The sequence below is a fragment of the Kitasatospora purpeofusca genome (assembly GCF_036010405.1).
GTDB lineage: Bacteria > Actinomycetota > Actinomycetes > Streptomycetales > Streptomycetaceae > Kitasatospora > Kitasatospora purpeofusca.
Genome location: NZ_CP108561.1, coordinates 6,925,463 through 6,941,648 on the forward strand (window position 1 = coordinate 6,925,463; position 16,186 = coordinate 6,941,648).

Annotated in this window: 16 protein-coding genes and 3 pseudogenes; 9 read left to right on the top strand and 10 right to left on the bottom strand. The window is 73.6% G+C overall.

Annotated elements, in window-relative coordinates; translation table 11 throughout:
- Positions 1 to 14: 14 nt before the first annotated feature.
- Positions 15 to 248: a DUF397 domain-containing protein gene (locus OG715_RS30345; protein WP_407661039.1), complete on the bottom strand. Its 234-nt coding sequence runs from the start codon at positions 246 to 248 to the stop codon at positions 15 to 17.
- Positions 211 to 1,044, bottom strand: coding sequence for a helix-turn-helix domain-containing protein (locus OG715_RS30350; protein WP_266274104.1), 834 nt, complete (start codon positions 1,042 to 1,044; stop codon positions 211 to 213). The genes OG715_RS30345 and OG715_RS30350 overlap by 38 nt, the downstream gene beginning before the upstream one ends.
- Positions 1,045 to 1,167: 123 nt before the next feature.
- On the opposite strand from OG715_RS30350, the gene OG715_RS30355 reads away from it, so the two are divergent.
- Genes OG715_RS30355 through OG715_RS30365 form a run of 3 tightly spaced genes read left to right on the top strand, consistent with a single transcriptional unit; the run spans position 1,168 to position 2,137 of the window.
- Positions 1,168 to 1,422: a hypothetical protein gene (locus OG715_RS30355; RefSeq protein ID WP_266274103.1), complete on the top strand. Its 255-nt coding sequence runs from the start codon at positions 1,168 to 1,170 to the stop codon at positions 1,420 to 1,422.
- The gene (locus tag OG715_RS30360; RefSeq protein ID WP_266274102.1) at positions 1,419 to 1,628 is read left to right on the top strand and encodes a hypothetical protein; all 210 of its coding nucleotides are present in this window, start codon (positions 1,419 to 1,421) and stop codon (positions 1,626 to 1,628) included. Before OG715_RS30355 ends, OG715_RS30360 begins: the two co-directional genes overlap by 4 nt.
- Positions 1,629 to 1,648: 20 nt before the next feature.
- The gene (locus OG715_RS30365) at positions 1,649 to 2,137 is read left to right on the top strand and encodes an NUDIX domain-containing protein (protein WP_266274101.1); all 489 of its coding nucleotides are present in this window, start codon (positions 1,649 to 1,651) and stop codon (positions 2,135 to 2,137) included.
- 140 nt (positions 2,138 to 2,277) lie between these two features.
- Here OG715_RS30365 and OG715_RS30370 read toward each other — a convergent pair.
- From OG715_RS30370 to OG715_RS30390, 5 genes and pseudogenes are all read right to left on the bottom strand, one after another.
- Positions 2,278 to 2,793 (bottom strand): annotated as a pseudogene (locus tag OG715_RS30370) (DUF6879 family protein).
- Positions 2,794 to 2,884: 91 nt separating this feature from the next.
- Positions 2,885 to 3,811, bottom strand: coding sequence for a serine hydrolase (locus tag OG715_RS30375; protein WP_266274100.1), 927 nt, complete (start codon positions 3,809 to 3,811; stop codon positions 2,885 to 2,887).
- A 153-nt stretch (positions 3,812 to 3,964) separates the two neighbouring features.
- Complete coding sequence (locus OG715_RS30380) at positions 3,965 to 4,894, bottom strand: hypothetical protein (RefSeq protein WP_266274098.1); 930 nt, start codon at positions 4,892 to 4,894, stop codon at positions 3,965 to 3,967.
- The gene (locus OG715_RS30385) at positions 4,891 to 5,412 is read right to left on the bottom strand and encodes a SigE family RNA polymerase sigma factor (RefSeq protein ID WP_266274097.1); all 522 of its coding nucleotides are present in this window, start codon (positions 5,410 to 5,412) and stop codon (positions 4,891 to 4,893) included. The genes OG715_RS30380 and OG715_RS30385 overlap by 4 nt, the downstream gene beginning before the upstream one ends.
- A 281-nt stretch (positions 5,413 to 5,693) precedes the next feature.
- Positions 5,694 to 7,595 (bottom strand): CocE/NonD family hydrolase, encoded by a 1,902-nt coding sequence (locus OG715_RS30390; RefSeq protein ID WP_266274096.1) that lies wholly within the window; start codon positions 7,593 to 7,595, stop codon positions 5,694 to 5,696.
- A gap of 684 nt (positions 7,596 to 8,279) precedes the next feature.
- On the opposite strand from OG715_RS30390, the pseudogene OG715_RS30395 reads away from it, so the two are divergent.
- Together OG715_RS30395 and OG715_RS30400 are read left to right on the top strand one after the other, a co-directional pair.
- Positions 8,280 to 9,029, top strand: a pseudogene (locus OG715_RS30395) (serine hydrolase domain-containing protein); the annotation flags it as partial.
- A gap of 319 nt (positions 9,030 to 9,348) precedes the next feature.
- Entirely contained in the window at positions 9,349 to 10,662 is a 1,314-nt protein-coding gene (locus OG715_RS30400) for an outer membrane protein assembly factor BamB family protein (RefSeq protein ID WP_266274095.1), read from the top strand.
- A gap of 21 nt (positions 10,663 to 10,683) precedes the next feature.
- Here the strand turns inward: OG715_RS30400 and sigJ are convergent.
- A pseudogene (sigJ, locus tag OG715_RS30405) lies at positions 10,684 to 11,602 on the bottom strand (RNA polymerase sigma factor SigJ).
- A 108-nt stretch (positions 11,603 to 11,710) separates the two neighbouring features.
- Between sigJ and OG715_RS30410 the strand changes: the two are divergent.
- Both OG715_RS30410 and OG715_RS30415 read left to right on the top strand, forming a co-directional pair.
- Positions 11,711 to 12,109, top strand: coding sequence for a hypothetical protein (locus OG715_RS30410; RefSeq protein ID WP_266274094.1), 399 nt, complete (start codon positions 11,711 to 11,713; stop codon positions 12,107 to 12,109).
- A 97-nt stretch (positions 12,110 to 12,206) separates the two neighbouring features.
- Positions 12,207 to 12,908: a hypothetical protein gene (locus OG715_RS30415; protein WP_266274093.1), complete on the top strand. Its 702-nt coding sequence runs from the start codon at positions 12,207 to 12,209 to the stop codon at positions 12,906 to 12,908.
- A gap of 27 nt (positions 12,909 to 12,935) precedes the next feature.
- Here the strand turns inward: OG715_RS30415 and OG715_RS30420 are convergent, their stop codons facing one another.
- Both OG715_RS30420 and OG715_RS30425 read right to left on the bottom strand, forming a co-directional pair.
- The gene (locus tag OG715_RS30420) at positions 12,936 to 13,778 is read right to left on the bottom strand and encodes an arylamine N-acetyltransferase family protein (RefSeq protein ID WP_266274092.1); all 843 of its coding nucleotides are present in this window, start codon (positions 13,776 to 13,778) and stop codon (positions 12,936 to 12,938) included.
- 149 nt (positions 13,779 to 13,927) lie between these two features.
- Positions 13,928 to 14,533: a GNAT family N-acetyltransferase gene (locus OG715_RS30425; protein ID WP_266274091.1), complete on the bottom strand. Its 606-nt coding sequence runs from the start codon at positions 14,531 to 14,533 to the stop codon at positions 13,928 to 13,930.
- 223 nt (positions 14,534 to 14,756) lie between these two features.
- On the opposite strand from OG715_RS30425, the gene OG715_RS30430 reads away from it, so the two are divergent.
- Both OG715_RS30430 and OG715_RS30435 read left to right on the top strand, forming a co-directional pair.
- The gene (locus OG715_RS30430) at positions 14,757 to 15,308 is read left to right on the top strand and encodes a hypothetical protein (protein ID WP_266274090.1); all 552 of its coding nucleotides are present in this window, start codon (positions 14,757 to 14,759) and stop codon (positions 15,306 to 15,308) included.
- Positions 15,295 to 16,128 (top strand): class F sortase, encoded by an 834-nt coding sequence (locus OG715_RS30435; RefSeq protein ID WP_266274089.1) that lies wholly within the window; start codon positions 15,295 to 15,297, stop codon positions 16,126 to 16,128. The genes OG715_RS30430 and OG715_RS30435 overlap by 14 nt, the downstream gene beginning before the upstream one ends.
- The last annotated feature ends 58 nt before the right edge of the window (positions 16,129 to 16,186 follow it).

Genomic DNA, 16,186 nt, shown 5'->3' on the forward strand with positions numbered 1-16,186 from the left:
GATGGTGCTGGGGTTCAGACGGTGCCGAACTCGCCGCCCTGGACGGCGGTGACGAAGGCGCGCCAGGCGTCGGCGGGGAAGAGCAGGGAGGGGCCTTGCGGGTCCTTGGAGTCTCGAACCGGCATGACGTCGGCGTAGCCATCGGAGACCTCGATGCATCCGCCTCCGCCGTTGCTGTGTGAACTCTTGCGCCACTCGGCGCCCGATAGATCAACGTGCATGGCGTTCAAGTTCCTTCCGTGCCTCATGAATCATGGTCAGGCTGTCCGCCCGGGGAAGTGCGTCCACCTGGAGGCGATCGTACTTTCTTGCCCAGCCCGCGACGATCTCGGCATCCTGCTCCAGGTAGCCGCGCTGAAGCGTCTCGGTGTATCCGACCATCGCCCGATTGGGCATGGTGAGCAGCGTTACCGAGTGTGAGAAGGGGCGCTCCTCGCCCAGGCTGAACGGCGTTACTTGGAGGACGACGTTCGGCTGAGCGGACAGGCTCTCCAGGTGGGTCATCTGCTGCACCATGACACCTGGGCCGCCGATCGGCCGGTGGAGGACAGTCTCGTCCAGAACAACATGGATGGTCAGAGTCCGCTCCAGTAACTTCTTTCGAGCTGAGAGGAGTTGAAGTCGCTCATCGGCCTGTGAGCGAGTGGCCTCGCCCCGGCGCACGATGGCAGCCTCGTATGCAGCGGAGTAGTCCGGGTGTTGCAGAACGCCTGGCACCATGCTCGTCTCAAAGAGCCGTATGCAGATCGCCTCGCGCTCCTTGGTGGTGTACTCGGGGAATCCCGGGATGAGCGCTCCGTTCTTCCAGCTCCACCACAGCAGCTCCAGTGCCCCACCGGCTGTCAGCGCCTCGTCGGCCCGCTGGACGAACTTTAAGCTCGGAGCCTGCTTTGCCGTCTCCACGTTCGAGATGTAGACGCTGGAGTATCGAACTAGGGTGCCGAGTTCGACCTGAGTCAGTCCTCGCGCCTCGCGCAACCTGCGAAGTTGAACCGCGAAGGCAGCAAGCGGAGATGACGTCGGGTCAAGTGTGATGCGCTTCAAGATCGCCCCACTTAAAGCAGCGTGAACTAGAGAGTTAAAGACCTTCCGATCGTAGCCCCCCCAGCTCCACCATGGATACCGGTCGTAGTGATTCCAATGCACAGTGCAACCAGTGGAGCCAACATGCCCTCGCACCCCCGCATTCCCGTGTACAAGCCTGCCGTTGGGGAGATCGTGCGCGACCTCGCGCACCTCGACACCTCCGGCAAGCCCCTCGAAGCGGTCTACATGGACACCCTCGCCGGGCTCGTCTACCTCCGTCACGAGGCCGGCGGCTGCGAGTGGACCACCAAGCCCAACCGCATCCAGGCCCTCCCCACCCCCCGCTTCCTCACCGTCCAGCACCCCAGCCGGCCCCGCGTCGCCGACGTGGCGTGAACCGCTCGCTGCGGCTCGTCGTCGCCGCCGTCACCGTCCCCACCCTCAGCGCGCTCGCCGCCGCCCTCGTCTGCTGGCCCATCCACGACGGACCCCTCGGACCCCAACTCCTCATCTTCGGACTGATCCTCGCCACCGGCATCAGCGCCGGACTCCCCGCCTGCCTCACCTGGCTCACCCCCGACAGCCCCGACACCGAGAACTGACCACCCCCAGGAGCCCCACCGTGCTGCACCACCTCCCCACCCTCCTCACCACCCCACCCCGCCGACGCCACAACCACCACGCCCTGATCCTCAACCGCGACGGCGCCCTCCTCGTCATCGGCACCACCCACCAGTCCGGCCTCGTCCTGCCCGGCGGACCCGCAGAAGCCAACGAACTCCCCCACCACGCCGCCCGCCGCCACACCGACACCCAGACCGGCCTCGTCCTGCCCCTGCGCAAGATCCTCGCCACCGACCACACCCCCACCCGACTCCTCCCCGAAGCCCTCCATCTCGTCCACTGGGGCGGACGCCTCAGCCCCGCCCAGGAATCCACCGTCGCCCGCCACCGACCGCCCCACACCGTCACCGCCGTCCACTGGCTCCACCGCGCCCAACTCGCCGACACCATGCACCCCGACCACCACCGCCGCACCACCCACGCCCTCGACGCCCTCACCCGCGGCGCCCACCTCCCCCTCCTCCTCCACGGCACCCCCGCCGAATAGCCCCGGAACGCGAGAAAGCCCCGGACCGACACCGGGGCTTTCGCCCGACAACCGTCGGACTGCAAACGATCCTTCCCGAACGGTCGGGCCGGACAGCTCCTTCCGGGGGATACGCGGGTATGAAGGGAGCCGGGCCTTCGTCAGATCTCGTACAGGTGATGCGGGACCGCCCGCTCCCAGACCGCCTCGAACGCGGTGGCGCACAGTTTCACGGTTTCCGGGTCCGCGGTGATCTCGTCCTCGACCACCGCGCCGTCGCCGGAGAAGTGGTGCACTCGGAGCAGTGCTCCGTCGAACAGTCAGAAGTCGTTCCCCGGCAGCGGAATGCTCGTGGCCCGCCGTCGAGGCAGCCAACGGACATCCTCGCCGGCCGCGACGTTCGCGTGAGTGACGTAGTGCTCCCACCGGATGTACTCGGAAACGGGCTCGGAGACGATCCGGGCCCGACGGACGACCACACCGCGAGCCACGGTGTCGGTGATCAGCTGGTCATAGGGATGCCACCAGGACTCCCTGGCGTCCCAGGAGATTCGGTCACCGCGCCGCCACGCCTCGAACCGTTCGGTCGGGGCGTAGGAGTCCCGCAGTTCCCGATGGACGGCGGAGCGCTCGCACCGTCCGAGAGGTTCAGCGAAGTCGGGCGCGCTCGACGGCATCGCAAGCCTCCCTGATCATGGGCACCTTTCGGGCCGGAAGCGAGCCCCGGGACGCGCCGTCCATCCTTGCAGAAGCCGCCCGAGACGGTGCTCACGGCGTTGGCACCAGGGCCTCGACCGCAGCTGCCGCGACCCGCTCGACGAGTCCGATGCCGGTCTCCTGGGTGGGCTGGCCGTCGGTGAGGACGACCAGCAGGCTGTGGCCCGCGCGTTCGACGATGCCCACGCTGTTGACGATCCACAGCCGAGTCGTCCCGTCCGGGAGCCAGCCGTTCTTGAGTACGGGCGGGGTGCCGGGTGTGCCGGCTGCGCCGACGCCCCAGTTCTGGCCCTCGCTGACGGTGCCCATGAGGGTCCGCAGGTACGAACGGGAGGCGGTATTCAGCGGAGAGTCCTGGGTGAACACGGCTTTCAGGAGGGCGATTTGGTCGCGGGCCGTGGTCCGGGTCAGGCCCCAGGGCACCTTTTGCCCGGCGTGTGCCGAGGAGAGTCCGAGTCGGGCGTTGGCGGCGTCCAGACCTTGGCGCCCGCCTATCTCGGCCCAGAGTCGCTGTGCCGCGTCGTTGTCGCTGACGCGGATCATGTCGGAGGCCAGTTGCTGCTGAGCGGCGCTGAGTCGGCCGCCGCGGTCCTGCGTCCGCAGCAGCAGGGCGGCCAGGATGTCGACCTTGACGATGCTCGCGGAGGTGAAGGTCTCGGTGGACGAAGCGGGTGAACCGTAGGCGGCCGAGCGGCCCGAGGTGAGGTCCTCGACGGCGAGGGCGTAGCGGCCGCGGTGTGCCCCGAGTCCGTCGAGCGCGAGGCGTACGGCCTGCTCCGGCGTTGTCGTACCCGTGGCGGCAGGTGCCGGATCGGAAGGCACGCCCGGCGGTGACGGCGCCGACGGGCTTGCCGGCGCTGCCGTCGGCGGCGGGCCGGAAGGGGCGCCCTCGGCGGGGCCCGGGGTCTGGACCAGGACGCGGGCCACCAGGGCGGCGCCCACGAGTACGGGAATGGTGAGGGCTGTCCGGTGCTTCATGCGGGTACTCGCTCTCCGATGTCCGGGCATGCGGACATCGCCTGTTGGCCACCGAGGGCGGCCAAGGGCGGTCAAGGGCGTGCAGGGGTTGCCGGACGCGCCGCCGTGCGGGCGCGGTCCGGTGTCGTCGGCCTCAGGGGCGGCCGGTGCGGCTCACTTGCCGCAGGACGTGGCGATCTTCGCGTTCTCGTCGATCTCGATCGGGAACGCGTACGGGCCGCCGAGGTTCACGGTCCATCCGTGGGTGAGGGTTCCGGACGAGGGGTTGTCGGCGAGCCAGAACGGGGTGGTGGCGGAGGAACAGGTCCCGGCGGTCGGGCCCTGGACGGAGCGGAGGTTCGCGGTCACGAACTGTCTCCCGAGCCTCGACATCGCCGTGGAGTCACCGGACTTGGCGGCCGCCACCAGCCCGCCGTAGAAGCCGGAAACCGTGGGGTCGCCGCCGCCCTTGCTGCCTCCGGCGACCGTTCGGCAGGTCAGGTCGGTCACCTTCCCCGTGGCGTCGAAGGTCGGGGAGGGGGCCCGGTCGAGCCGTTCGACCCCCTGGTACAGCAGGACCTCTCCCGCCACCAGCACGCCGTCGACCGAGGAACCGCAGGTCGCACCGGTGGAGTCGGCGCCCCAGATCCGTTGGTACGTCGACTCGTCGGCGAACAGGGCCGCTACCGCCACCAGGTCCACCTGGGAGCGGGCGGCCGGGTTCTGGTAGCGCAGGGCGGCGAGGAACAGGGTGCTCGTCGTCCGGGCCGGGTCGGCCGGTTTCGAGGCCGAATCCGAAGCCGAGGCCGAGGGCGAGGGCGAAGCCGAGGGTGGCTCGACGGGCGGGGGAGCAGGCGGCAGCACGGCACTCGGCGCGGTCGGTGCCTGGACGGGCAGCGAGACGCGGTCGTGATCGGCGCGGGACAGGAAGCCGGCGCCCAGGGCCACGATCGCCACGGCGGCCGCCGCACCGGCCTGCAGGCGCCGGCGGCGGCGCCGTACCGACCCGACGAGGCCGTCGACGTCGTAGCCGCCCGGCGGTTCCTGTCGTGAACGGTCGAGCATGGCCGCGGCCAGCTCCTGCTCCAGGTCGTAGTCCTTCATGCCACCCCTCCGGAACGTGAGTGCACTGGCTGGGCGTCGACGGTCGACCGGAGTTTCGACAGGCCCCGGGCGATCTGGGACCGGACCGAGCCGGCCGAGATGTTCATCAGGTGGCCGATCTCCGCGTCGTCGAGATCCTCGAAGTACCGCAGTACCAGGACGGTGCGCATGCCGATCGGCAGGGACTGCAGCTCGCGCATCAACGCGTCGCGGACCACGAGCCCTTTGTACGGATCGACGTACTCGTCCCCGATCCCGTCGTCCAGGGGTACTTCCTTGTGTCCGCGCAACTTGCGCCAGCGGTCGTTGGCGATGTTCACCAGGATCCGGCGCGCGTAGGCCTCCGGTGCGTCGGCGGAGCGGACTCGGCGCCAGTTCCGACAGACCTGCTCCAGCGTGGACTGCACCAGGTCGTCGGCCAGATGACGCTCGCCGGTGAGCAGCAGCGCGGTCCTGAAGAGGGCCGAGGAGCGTGCATGCACGAAGGCCGTGAAGGCGGGGACGTCAGCGCTTCGCATGGTCACCCGGCTGATCTCTGTCGAACATCTTCGTCCCCCCCGAAGCCCCCCTGGCTCCCCCGCTGAACCTGACGGAGCCCGGCTCGCGGCTGCTGCACGCGATCTTCGGTCGTGACACAAGCGTTACTTTCGCGACGGGCTTCCATGCCCGCGACCGGGGGCGACCGGTCGTGGCCGAAGCAGGCCGACGCGGGTCGACGCAGGCCGGACGGGCCGCCGGCGCGGTGTGCGCCGACGGCCCGGGGCCGGGTGGGGTACAGCGCCCGCCGGGGTGCGGGCGCTCAGTCGACCACCGGCAGGTCGACGTAGGAGGGCCGGACGGTGCCGCGGCCGATGGTGTAGGCGGCCCTGCCGTCGGCGGGCCGGAGTTCGAAGGAGTCGGGGTTGGCGGCGGCGACGGTGAGCCGGATCCGGTCGCCGGCCTTGAAGAGGACCGAGGTCGGCTGGAGGTCGAGGGTGACGCGCTGGGGCGTGCCCTGCGGGAACGGGGTGGAGTCGGCGGCCGCGAAGGTGCGCGGGGTGCGCAGCCGGCGCCAGTCGGGGTTGCTCCACCGGGAGGCCACCGCCCGGTCGGCGAGGGCGAGTTGGCCCTCGGTGATGTAGGTGACGCGGCCGTCCGGGGTGACGTCCTCCAGGTAGACGTGCAAGGCGCCGTCGCTCGCGCCGCTGACGCCCGTCACGTCGAGGGTCACCCGGCCGAGGCCGGTCACCCGGGTGTCCTGCTGGACGGGTTGGCTGGTGTAGCTGAGCAGGTCGCGGTCGACGGCGGCCCGGTCGGGGTAACTGACCGGGTCGCCGCTGAGGTTGGTGTTCCAGCGGTCGAGCGGGCCGGTGCCGGCGGTGGGAGCGAGGGTCAGCGGGTCGCTGTCGGGCCGGCCGGGGGCCGGTTGCTGCGGCTTCCGGCCGAGGGTGTTGCCGTCGGCGAGGTAGAGCCGCCGGTTCGCCGTCCCGGGGACCGGCCAGCGGTCGGTGGTCCGCCAGGTGCCCTCGTTGAGGGTGTAGTAGTGCACGAGCCGCTCGCCGTCGGGGCGTTCGTGGTGCTTGACGTAGCGGTCGAAGAACGCGACGGTGCGCTCGCCGATCTCCCGGCGTTCGGCCCCGGTGAGCGGGCGGCTGGGCAGGAACGGGTCGGCGAGGTACCCCTGGCCGTGGTTCCAGGGGCCGATCCAGCTCTCCTGGGTGTTCGACAGGCCGGTGAACTGGGACAGCACGCCGTTGGGCGTACCGGCGTCGAGCCAGCCGGCGTCGGTCAGGACCGGGACGCCGCCCGCCTCGATGGCGCCGCTCCGGGGTGCCACGGCGGTGACCTTCCAGCTCTGCGGGCCGCTGGCGTAGTCCCGGTGCGCGCCGTTGCGGGCGAAGTCGACGAGGTTGGCGTTCCCGGCGTGCTCGGCGCGGGCGGCGGCGCGCAGCGCGGGGCCGTCCGGACCGTCGACGGGCTTCGGCGCGGTGCCGGTCAGCCCGTACTCGTCGCAGAGCCGCCGGGTCTCGTCGCTGGTCGCGCAGGTGGTGCCGCCGGTCCCGTCGAGGATCCGCAGCAGCATGCCGTAGACGGCGACCCGCGGCTCGATCAGCAGCCCACCGGGGCGGACCAGGTCCTCGTAGGGGTCGAAGTCGTAGGAGTTCGGCGCGGCGGCGGTGATGTGGTGGTTGCGCAGGCCGAGGGCGAGCATGGCGGTGTCGCCGCCGTAGGAGACGCCCGTCGTCCCGACCCGGCCGTTGGACCACGGCTGGGCGGCGATCCAGTCGGCGAGCGAGCCGCTGTCGTTGATCAGGGCGGTGCCGAGTTCGGCGGTGAGCGTGCCGAACGAGGCTCCGGTGCCGCGCAGGTCGGTCACGACGTAGGCGTAGCCGCGGTCGTTCCAGCCGCCGGCCTTCCCGGCCCGGGGGTCGTTCTCGGGCCCGCCGGGGTGCTCGCGGGAGCGCCAGTACCGTTCGGTCTCCAGGACGGTCGGCAGCCGCTTGCCGGGGGTGGTTCCGGCGGGCAGCCAGACGTCGACGGCGATCCGGACGCCGTCCGGCATCGCGACGTACAGCGAGCGCAGCCGCGGCGGTTCGGCGGCGGCGGAGGAGGAGGTCGGTCCGGGAGCGGCTGCGGCGGCCGGGGCGATCGCGCACGTGAGCGCCGCGACCGCCGCCAGCAGTGCGGTCATCGGACGGCGGACCGATCGGGGTGGTGGCACGGGGTCCTCCTTCTGGTGGCGACGTGCCGGGATCCCGTTCCGCGCGGAGACGGCGTTCCGGAACGTCGGGCGCCAGTACGCCGGAGCCGGATCGTCCGCCAACGTGCGTACTGTGCAAGGGATTTGATGCTCCATCGGTGAACGTCCGACGCTCCCGGAGTGTTGCTGCGGGAGCGGGCCGGGCACCGAGTGCGGCGTGCAACGCCCGCTCCCGTGGCCGGATCCGGGCGCCGCACGCCGAATCCTCGCAATGCCGTTCGGTGGGGCGACATCCCATGCTCATGGGGGGTGAATCGGCCCATTAGGGGTACCCCGAACCCCGGAACTCCGGGGCCGTTCGTCCACGCGGACGGTTTGCGGGCCAAGGGTCGGGCGGCCGGAACTCCGGGGCCGCCCGGCTCGTCGACCTGCGCGGGGACGGGGGGCGAGGGCGACGGACCTCAGGAGATCTGCATGACACGGCAGCGGGCACAGCAGTGGGCACGGCAGAGGGCACAGCGGCGGGCGCTTCGGCGCGGAGTCGGGGTGGCGGCGGCGGCGTCGGCACTGGTGGTGGGGACGGCACTCCCGGCGACGGCCGGCGGGAGCGGCGGGATCGGCGGGAGCGGTGCGACCGGCGGGAGCGGTCACGGCGGGACGAGGGCGGCGATGGACACGGCCGTCCGGGCGGAGGGGCTGCCCGGGATGATCGCCACGGCCCGGTCGGGGCAGGACAGTTGGACAACGGCGATCGGAACCGCCGACACCGCGACCGGGCAGCCCCGGTCGACCCGGGAGCGGTTCCGGATCGGCAGCGTGACCAAGATGTTCGTCGCGACCGTGCTCCTCCAGCTCCAGGCCGAGGGGCGACTCGACCTCGACGACACGGTGGACAGGTGGCTGCCGGGCGTGGTGAGCGGGAACGGGAACGACGGCTCGGCGATCACCGTCCGGCAACTGCTCAACCACACCAGCGGGCTGTTCGCCTACGACGACGACCCCGGAATGGCGGCGGTCCTGTTCACGCCGCAGTTCCTGAGTCGTCGCTACGACACCTGGACACCCGAGCAGTTGGTGCGGATCGCCGTGTCGCACCCGCCGGTCTTCGCCCCCGGTGCGAAGCGCGAGTACTCCAACACCAACTACATCCTGGCCGGGATGATCGTGGCCGAGGTGACCGGGCACCCGTACGGCGCGGAGATCGAGCGGCGGATCGTCCGGCCGCTCGGCCTGGGCGGCACCAGCGTGCCCGGCACCGCCACCGCCGTGCCCCGGCCGCACGCGCGCGGCTGCTCGAAGCTGTTCGGCGGGTCGCCGACGCCCCTGGACACCACCGAGCTCAACCCGTCGACGGCCGGCGCGGCCGGGGAGATCATCTCCACGACCGACGACCTCACCCGGTTCCTCTCCGCGCTGATGCGCGGACGGCTGCTCCCGCAGGCCGAGTTGGACGAGATGCTCACCACGGAGGGCCCCGGCGGGCTCGGCATCGGCGGCGGGACGCTGTCCTACGGGGGCGGTCCGGGACGGGTCCACCCCGCGCGACGCCGCAGCCACCCGGCCTCGGTAGAGTGCCCGGACTTCGGCGGACGACCATCACGGGGGCGGGTTCATGGAGCGGCGCGGGGCGAGACGGCGACTGGTCTGCGGGGGCCTCGGGGGAGCGGTGGTCGGGGCGGCGGCCGTGGGGTTCGCCATGGGAGGGTCGGCGCTGTCCGAGGCCGGCGGCGCCTGCGGCGGGATCGCGGGACCCTGCCCGCCGGGGACATCGGCCATGCTGGCGACCGGCATCGTCGGCGTCTTCGTGGCGATCGCCCTGTTCATCGCTGCCTTCCTGTCCGAGGGGCCGAAGAAGGGCCGTCTGATCGCGGCGGTCCTCTGCTGCGCGCTGGCGGTGCCCGGCAGCGCGCTGGCGTTCGGCCGCCTACAGGGGCCGCCGTCCGTGAGCCCCGCCTGGTCGGCTCCGGCGGACCAGCCCGCCCAGACCGTGGCGGTGGCCGTCTGGCAGGACGGCGAGACCGTCGTCCGGGCGCGCGCCGACCGCTTCGACGCCTACCGCGCGCGGACGGGCGAGTCCGCCTGGACGCTGGACGCACCTCCCCGGAAGTCGGTCTGCGCGGTCTCGCCCGCCGTCGACGGGCTGGCCGCCGTCGGCTACGGCAGCGCCCCCGCGCCGTGCGACCAGCTCGCCGCCGTCGATCTGCGCACCGGGCGCGAGCTGTGGCGCAAGGACGGCGTCCGGCCCTCGGCGATCGAACTCGCCGGCCCCGCCACCCTGGTGGCCCTGGACGGGGACCAGCTCGCCGCCTTCGGCCTGCGGGACGGCGCCCCGGCCTGGACGGCGGCGCCGACCGCCGGGTGCGGCTTCCGCGCGCTGTCCGCCTCGGCCGCCCGCGTCGTGGCCGTCGAGTACTGCGCGACCGCGGACCCGGCGACGGCGACGGGGACGGGGGCCACCTGGCTGCGCGCCTTCGCCCCGACCGGCGCGGCCCAGTGGCGGACGAACCTCGGCGCGGAGAACGAACCCGCCACCGCGGCCGTGCTCGCCGTCGACCCGCCCACCGTCCGCCTGACCGAGCGCGGCAACCGGGGCATCGACGCCGTCCTCTCCTTCGCGGCCGTTGACGGAGCGCCCCGGGCGACGATCCCGGTCTCCTCGGCCGACTACGAGCTGACGTCCCTCCAGAAGCTCTACGCCTCGTTCCGCCTCCGCCCGGTCCGCCCGGCGGCGGTGGTCGGCGACCTGCTGGTCGCCGCTGCCGCCCGGCCCGGCGAGCTGAACAGCGAGTTCGTCGTCGCCCACTCGCTGACGGACGGCTCCCGGGCCTGGGAACGTAAGGTGGACGGCCAGGTGCTGGCCGTCACCGCCGCGCCGGACGGCCCGCTGGTGGCCGTCGAACGGGGCCGCAACCTCGACGTCGTGCACCGTCTCGCCGGGGCGGACGGCCGCACCGTCGAACGGACCGACCTCCGCAAGGCGTCCCTGTACGGCACCCCCTGGCTGGGCCGCACCGACGACCGCTACGTGTTCGTGCAGGAGAACGGCACCACGTACTCCCAGCCGGCGCTGGGCGTACCGCGCCACTGAGCCGCCGCACCGCCCCGATCGTCAGGCCGCCGTCCAGAGGCCGAGCTTCTCCGGGTTGCGGACCGCCCAGATGCGGGTGATCCGGCCGTTCGTCACGTCCAGGGCCGCCACCGTGGCCGTGGTGCCGTCGCGTTGGGCGACCAGGCCGGGGCGGCCGTTGACGGTCCAGCAGGACCAGACCCGGGGCCCACTCCGCCATCTGCGCCAGGTACTGGGCGATCCGCTCGCCGCCCTCGACCGGCCGGACCACCGCGCTCACCAGTCCGCCGCCGTCCGCGACCATGACCGCGGACGGATCGAGGAGGCCGACCAGGGCGCCGATGTCCTTGGCCTCCCAGGCCTGTCTGAACTCCCGCACCACGACGGCGCTGCCCGCCGCCGGGGCGGGTGCGGCGCCGACCCGGCGGCGGGCGGAGGTGGCCAGCTGGCGGCAGGCGGCGGGAGTCCGGTCGACGATCGCGGCGATCTCGGGGAACGGGTAGCGGAAGACGTCGTGCAGCACGAACACCACCCGCTCGGCCGGGGTCATCGACTCCAGCACCACCAGGAACGCCATGCCCACCGACTCGTCCAGGGTGATCCGGTCGGCGGGATCGGCCGTCCGGCCCGCCCCGACCGCCCACTCCGCCGTGTCCGGCAGCGGCTCCGGCAGCCACTCGCCGACGTAGCTCTCGCGCCGGACCCGCGCCGAGCCCAGCACGTCCAGGCAGACCCGGCTGAGCACCGTCGTCAGCCAGGCGCCGGGCGAGGCGATCGCCGCCCGCCGCTCCGGCGCCTGCGCGTACCAGCGGGCGTAGGCCTCCTGCACGGCGTCCTCCGCCTCGGCCACCGAGCCGAGCATCCGGTAGGCGAGGCCGACCAGGTGCCGCCGCTCGCCGACGGCCGCGTCCGCCCCGGGCCCGAACCCCGCGCCCCGGTCGAACCCCGTGTCCGCGCCCATGTGCCGCCCCCGTTCCTCGCCGCCCGCCTCACACTTCGCGGACCTGTTTCGTCGAACCAGCGGGACACTACCGACCCACCGCCGCGAGGCAGGAAGAGGGACCGCACCATGGCCACCACGACGACGACCCCGCCCGCACGCCGCAGCCTCACGCTCCTCCGCTCCAGCATCGCCGCGCAGACCGTGGCGATCTTCTACCAGGCCGCCACCGCAGGCCTGTTGCTCTCCACCTCCTACGGCGAGACGCTGCACAGCGTGGGCGCCCGGGTGATGTACGGCGCCTCGATGGTCTACCTGCTCGCCGCGGTCCTGGCCTGGCGGCCCGGCGGCGGCCCGGCCCGGCCGATCCTGTACGCGACCGGCTTCCTCGTCCTCGCCTCCGCCCAGGTGGTCCTGGGCGTCACCCACCACCCGGCGCTGCACGTGCCGCTGGGCGTGCTGATGTTCGGCCTGAGCCTGCTCGACCTGGGCCGCAGCCTGACCGCCGGGGCGCGCGGCACCCGCTGAACGGAGCGGTGGGCCCGAGCGGCGGCCCGGGAGCGGTGGGCCGGGAGCGGTCCGCCGGATCGCGGGAACTCCGGTGCTCCGGCGGACAGGAGAGGGCATGACCACTTCGTCCCTCCTGCCGCGCCGGAGCGTCCTCCGGGTCCTGACCGGCGCCGCCGCCCTGGGCGGTGCGGCAGTCGCCTCCGTCCGCGTCCCCGGTTCCGCCGCCTTCGCCGCCGAGCCGGAGACCGAGCGGGGGACCGAGCGGGGGACCGGGTCGGCGACCGAGCCCGCGACGTACACCCTGACGATCCGCCACCTGGGCCGGGACGGCCGGGTGCCGACGCGCTACCGGACCTCCGTCACCGGGATCTCCGGCCCCGGCGCCGGCCGGTCCGAGCAGCCCCACGACGCCTCCGGCACCGCCTCCGTGCGGCTGCCCGGCGGCCGCTACCTGCTGGAGAGCAGCCTCTGGACGGACCGGGTGCCGGACGGCACCGACTGGATCGTCCAGCCCCGGCTCGACCTCGACCGCGACACCACCGTCACCGTCGACGCCCGGACCACCGCCCCCGTCGACGTCACGCCGCCGGACGCCGCCGCGGCCTTCCTCACCGGCGGGATGTTCATCGAGGTCACGCACGAGGGAGCGACCAGGATGGCCAGCATCGTCAAGGCGACGCCGACCCTGCGCACCGCCCATCTCGGGCCCGGGGCCGAGGCCGGCTCGGTCCGGCAGTGGTACGACTCCTACTGGACGACCAGCACCGGCGGCAACACCCTCGACCAGACCCTCGTGGACGCCTACCGCACCGGGTGAGCCGCTCCGAGGAGGCTGTTGCCCAGGTCAGCGCTCCGGGCGGACGCCGGGCGGCGGGGTGATGCCGAACTCGGACTCCAGCAGCTCCCGCAGCGCCTCCGGGCCGTCGACCCGCTCCACCGTCACCGTGCCGTCCCGCGCGGTCCGGGTGAGTGTGGTGCCGTCCAGGGCCAAGTGCCCGTCGGCGTGCGTCCGTTGCACGAACAGACGGCGGAACGGCGAGCGCGGGTGGGTGGACACGTGCCAGTTGGCGACGCCGATGTCGGGCAGCGGCGCGGCGTCCAGGGTGAAGGCCACCAGCTCGATCCAGGTGTCCCCCGACCGGGCCGCCTGGAGCACCCACACCGGCGCCGGGCCGTCGGCCTCCTCCAGCACCAGCCGGTGCCGGCGGCCCCGCCCCTCCCGGACCAGCCCGGGGATCATCGGCAGCGGCTCCAGCAGGGCGTCGGTCGACCCGAAACCGACGTCGACCAGGTACCGCCCGCCGCCCCCGGGCCCGTCGCCGGGCCCCTCGCCGCCCCCGGGTACCTCGATGCCCAGCACCAGGTGGGTGCGGGGCCGGATCTCCCCGGGGCGGGCGCCGACCCGCACCCGTCCGGTGTACCGGGTGACGCCGTAGCCGAGCTGTTCGAGCACGTCGGCGAAGAGCGTGTTCTGCTCGAAGCAGTACCCGCCGCGCGAACCGGCGACGAGCTTGGCCTCCAGATCGGTGAGGTCCAGCGAGGGCACGGTGCCGACCACCACGTCGATGTTCTCGAACGGGATGCCCAGCACGTGCGCGTGTTGCAGTGATCGGAGCGTGTCGAGGGTGGGAGCGCGTCCGCCGTCCCATCCGATGCGTGCGAAGTACTTGTCGAGATCGACGCTCATACCGCCACCGTACGGACCGGACGCCGCCCGGGCCTCCGGCTGCGGTTCGGGTCGGCCTGGACCCTCCGACCTAGGTCCATTCCGCGACTCCGATCAGGACGGGTCGGGACCGGTCGGAAGCGGTCGTCCCCGGTCGCAGCCCCGGGGAATCACAGATCCCAGGACCGGGGCCGCGTCAGCGCCTCCCACTCGGGCCGGAGCAGGGACAGCACCGCGGCGTCGTACCGGGTGCCCCGGTGGAGGCAGGCCGAGCGCCGCACGCCCTCCTGGACGAAGCCCGCGCCGGCCAGCACCGCGAGTGCCGGGGCGTTGCCGGTGTGGGTGACGGCCTGGAGGCGGTGCAGGGGCAGCTCCCCGAAGGCGAGGTCGACCAGCGCGTCCAGCGCGGCCGGGCCGTGGCCCCCGCCCCGGTGCCGCTCGTCCAGGAGCAGCGAGATCTCCGCCGTGCCGTCGGCGAGGTCCTGGTCGAAGAGCGAGATGTGGCCGATCGGCGTGCCGTCCGGGAGCAGGACCAGGAAGTCGTCCCGCTCGTTGTCGTTCCGCTGGCGCTCCAGCCGATCGCGCAGGGCGGACAGGGCGCGCGGCCAATAGCCGATCTGGTGCACGGCCACGGGATCGGAGCGCCAGCGCTGCAGCAGTTCGGCGTCGTCGACGTCGACGACCGCGAACCCGATGTCGCGGCCCCGCCAGCACACCTCCCGGTCCGCCGTCTCGATGCCGTCCTCGGTCCCGGGTGTGTTCTCACTGTCGGTCACGCGTGGATGCTACGAGCCCCGCGCCGGCCGCCACCAGCGAATTTCCCGCCGCCGGCACGGGTGTCACGGCCCCCTCGCCCGACCGCCGGGCGACCGTTACACAGCCGATGAAGCGCTGTGACACGACCGGCCGGGGACCGCGACACGGGCTTCCTAACGTCAGTCCCGACGCACCGGCCACAGGGTGCCGGAGCCCGCGTCACCACCATGAAGGAGAGCTCGCATGGCTCTGCGTACGACCACGAACCGCGCCCGGCGGTCGGCCGCCGTCTCCCGGCTGACGGCCGTCTGCGCCCTGACCGGCGCCGCCCTGCTGGCGACCGTCACCGGCGGGCAGGCCTGGGCCGACGGCGGCGCGCCGGCCGCCCCCTCCGCGGCCGCCGCACCCGTCACGCCCACCGCCACGCCCTCCGCCCCCGCGCCGGCCGCCCCCTCCGCCGGGGCGGGCAGCGGCCCCGCCGTCAAGGCGCCCCAGCACCCGGAGCGGCCCCCGACGGCCCAGGCCGTCCCGCCCACCGTCGAGCAGGGCAAGGAGCAGGCGAAGACCGCCACGCCGACCGCGCTGCCCGAGGGCGTCCAGCCCAAGCCCCAGGCGCCCAGCGACGCCAAGCCGCAGGTGCGCGAGGTGCCCAAGGGCGCCGCCCAGGCCGGCGACGGCTCCGGGGCCGGCGACTCCTCCGGCCTCAAGCTGGTCGGCGGCGGCGCCGTCGCCGCCGTCGGCGCCGGTGCCCTGGGCTTCGCGCTGCTGCGCCGGCGTTCCGGTGCGCGGGGCTGACAACGCCCCCGGGTCCTCCCCGCACCCCGTCGCCGCCGCTCCGGACGGCGGCGACGGGGTGCGGGCGGCGCGGGGCGGCCGGGCCCGGGACGCTTCGCGGCACGGCCGCCACGGGCGCCGGGCCGGACTCGGGGCGGGGCTGAACCGGAGCGTCTTCGGCGCGGCCGGGCTGCTCTGCCTGGCGATCGGCGCGACCGTGGCCGTCTCCGGCCGCGCGGAGCCGCCGGTGGTCCGGGTGGAGACCTCGGCCCGGCAGGCCCCCGACGCCACCGCACCGGCGGCGCCCGCCCCGGTGCCGCCCGCACCGTCGACGGCGCGGACCGGCACCGGGCCGGAGACGGCCGCCGCCCCCCGCCCGCTGGCGGCCTCGGTCCCGACCCGGCTGCTGATCCCCTCGGCCGGGGTGGACGCCCCGGTCACCGGTCTCGGCCTGAACGCCGACGGCACGGTCGAGGTGCCGGCCGCCGACCGCGCCGACGAGGTCGGCTGGTACCGCAACGGCCCGACACCGGGGGAGACCGGGCCCGCCGTCCTGATCGGGCACTACGACACCGCGCACGGCCCGGCGGTGTTCCACAACGTGCCGAAGCTGAAGCCGGGCGACCTGATCCAGGTCCGGCGGGAGGACGGCGGCACGGTGGACTTCCGGGTCCGCACCCTGCTCCAGTACGCCAAGGGCGAGTTCCCCACCGACACGGTGTACGGGAACACGAAGGGGCCCGAGCTGCGTCTGATCACCTGCGGCGGCCGGATCGGGGCCGACGGCCACTGGACGGACAACATCGTCGTCCTGGCCGATCCGGCGGCGCCCGTAGGCTGACGGGGGCCGAACGGCGCCCGGCGGTGTCCCCGCCGGGCGCCCGGCACGTCGGCCGGGG

Coding starts and splice junctions, on each gene's coding strand:
- OG715_RS30430 (WP_266274090.1), top strand. CDS start 14,757: ATGGCTCTGCGTACGACCACGAACCGCGCCCGGCGGTCGGCCGCCGTC.
- OG715_RS30385 (WP_266274097.1), bottom strand. CDS start 5,412: ATGCGAAGCGCTGACGTCCCCGCCTTCACGGCCTTCGTGCATGCACGC.
- OG715_RS30415 (WP_266274093.1), top strand. CDS start 12,207: ATGACCACTTCGTCCCTCCTGCCGCGCCGGAGCGTCCTCCGGGTCCTG.
- OG715_RS30420 (WP_266274092.1), bottom strand. CDS start 13,778: ATGAGCGTCGATCTCGACAAGTACTTCGCACGCATCGGATGGGACGGC.
- OG715_RS30345 (WP_407661039.1), bottom strand. CDS start 248: ATGAGGCACGGAAGGAACTTGAACGCCATGCACGTTGATCTATCGGGC.
- OG715_RS30380 (WP_266274098.1), bottom strand. CDS start 4,894: ATGAAGGACTACGACCTGGAGCAGGAGCTGGCCGCGGCCATGCTCGAC.
- OG715_RS30400 (WP_266274095.1), top strand. CDS start 9,349: ATGCTGGCGACCGGCATCGTCGGCGTCTTCGTGGCGATCGCCCTGTTC.
- OG715_RS30355 (WP_266274103.1), top strand. CDS start 1,168: ATGCCCTCGCACCCCCGCATTCCCGTGTACAAGCCTGCCGTTGGGGAG.
- OG715_RS30375 (WP_266274100.1), bottom strand. CDS start 3,811: ATGAAGCACCGGACAGCCCTCACCATTCCCGTACTCGTGGGCGCCGCC.
- OG715_RS30410 (WP_266274094.1), top strand. CDS start 11,711: ATGGCCACCACGACGACGACCCCGCCCGCACGCCGCAGCCTCACGCTC.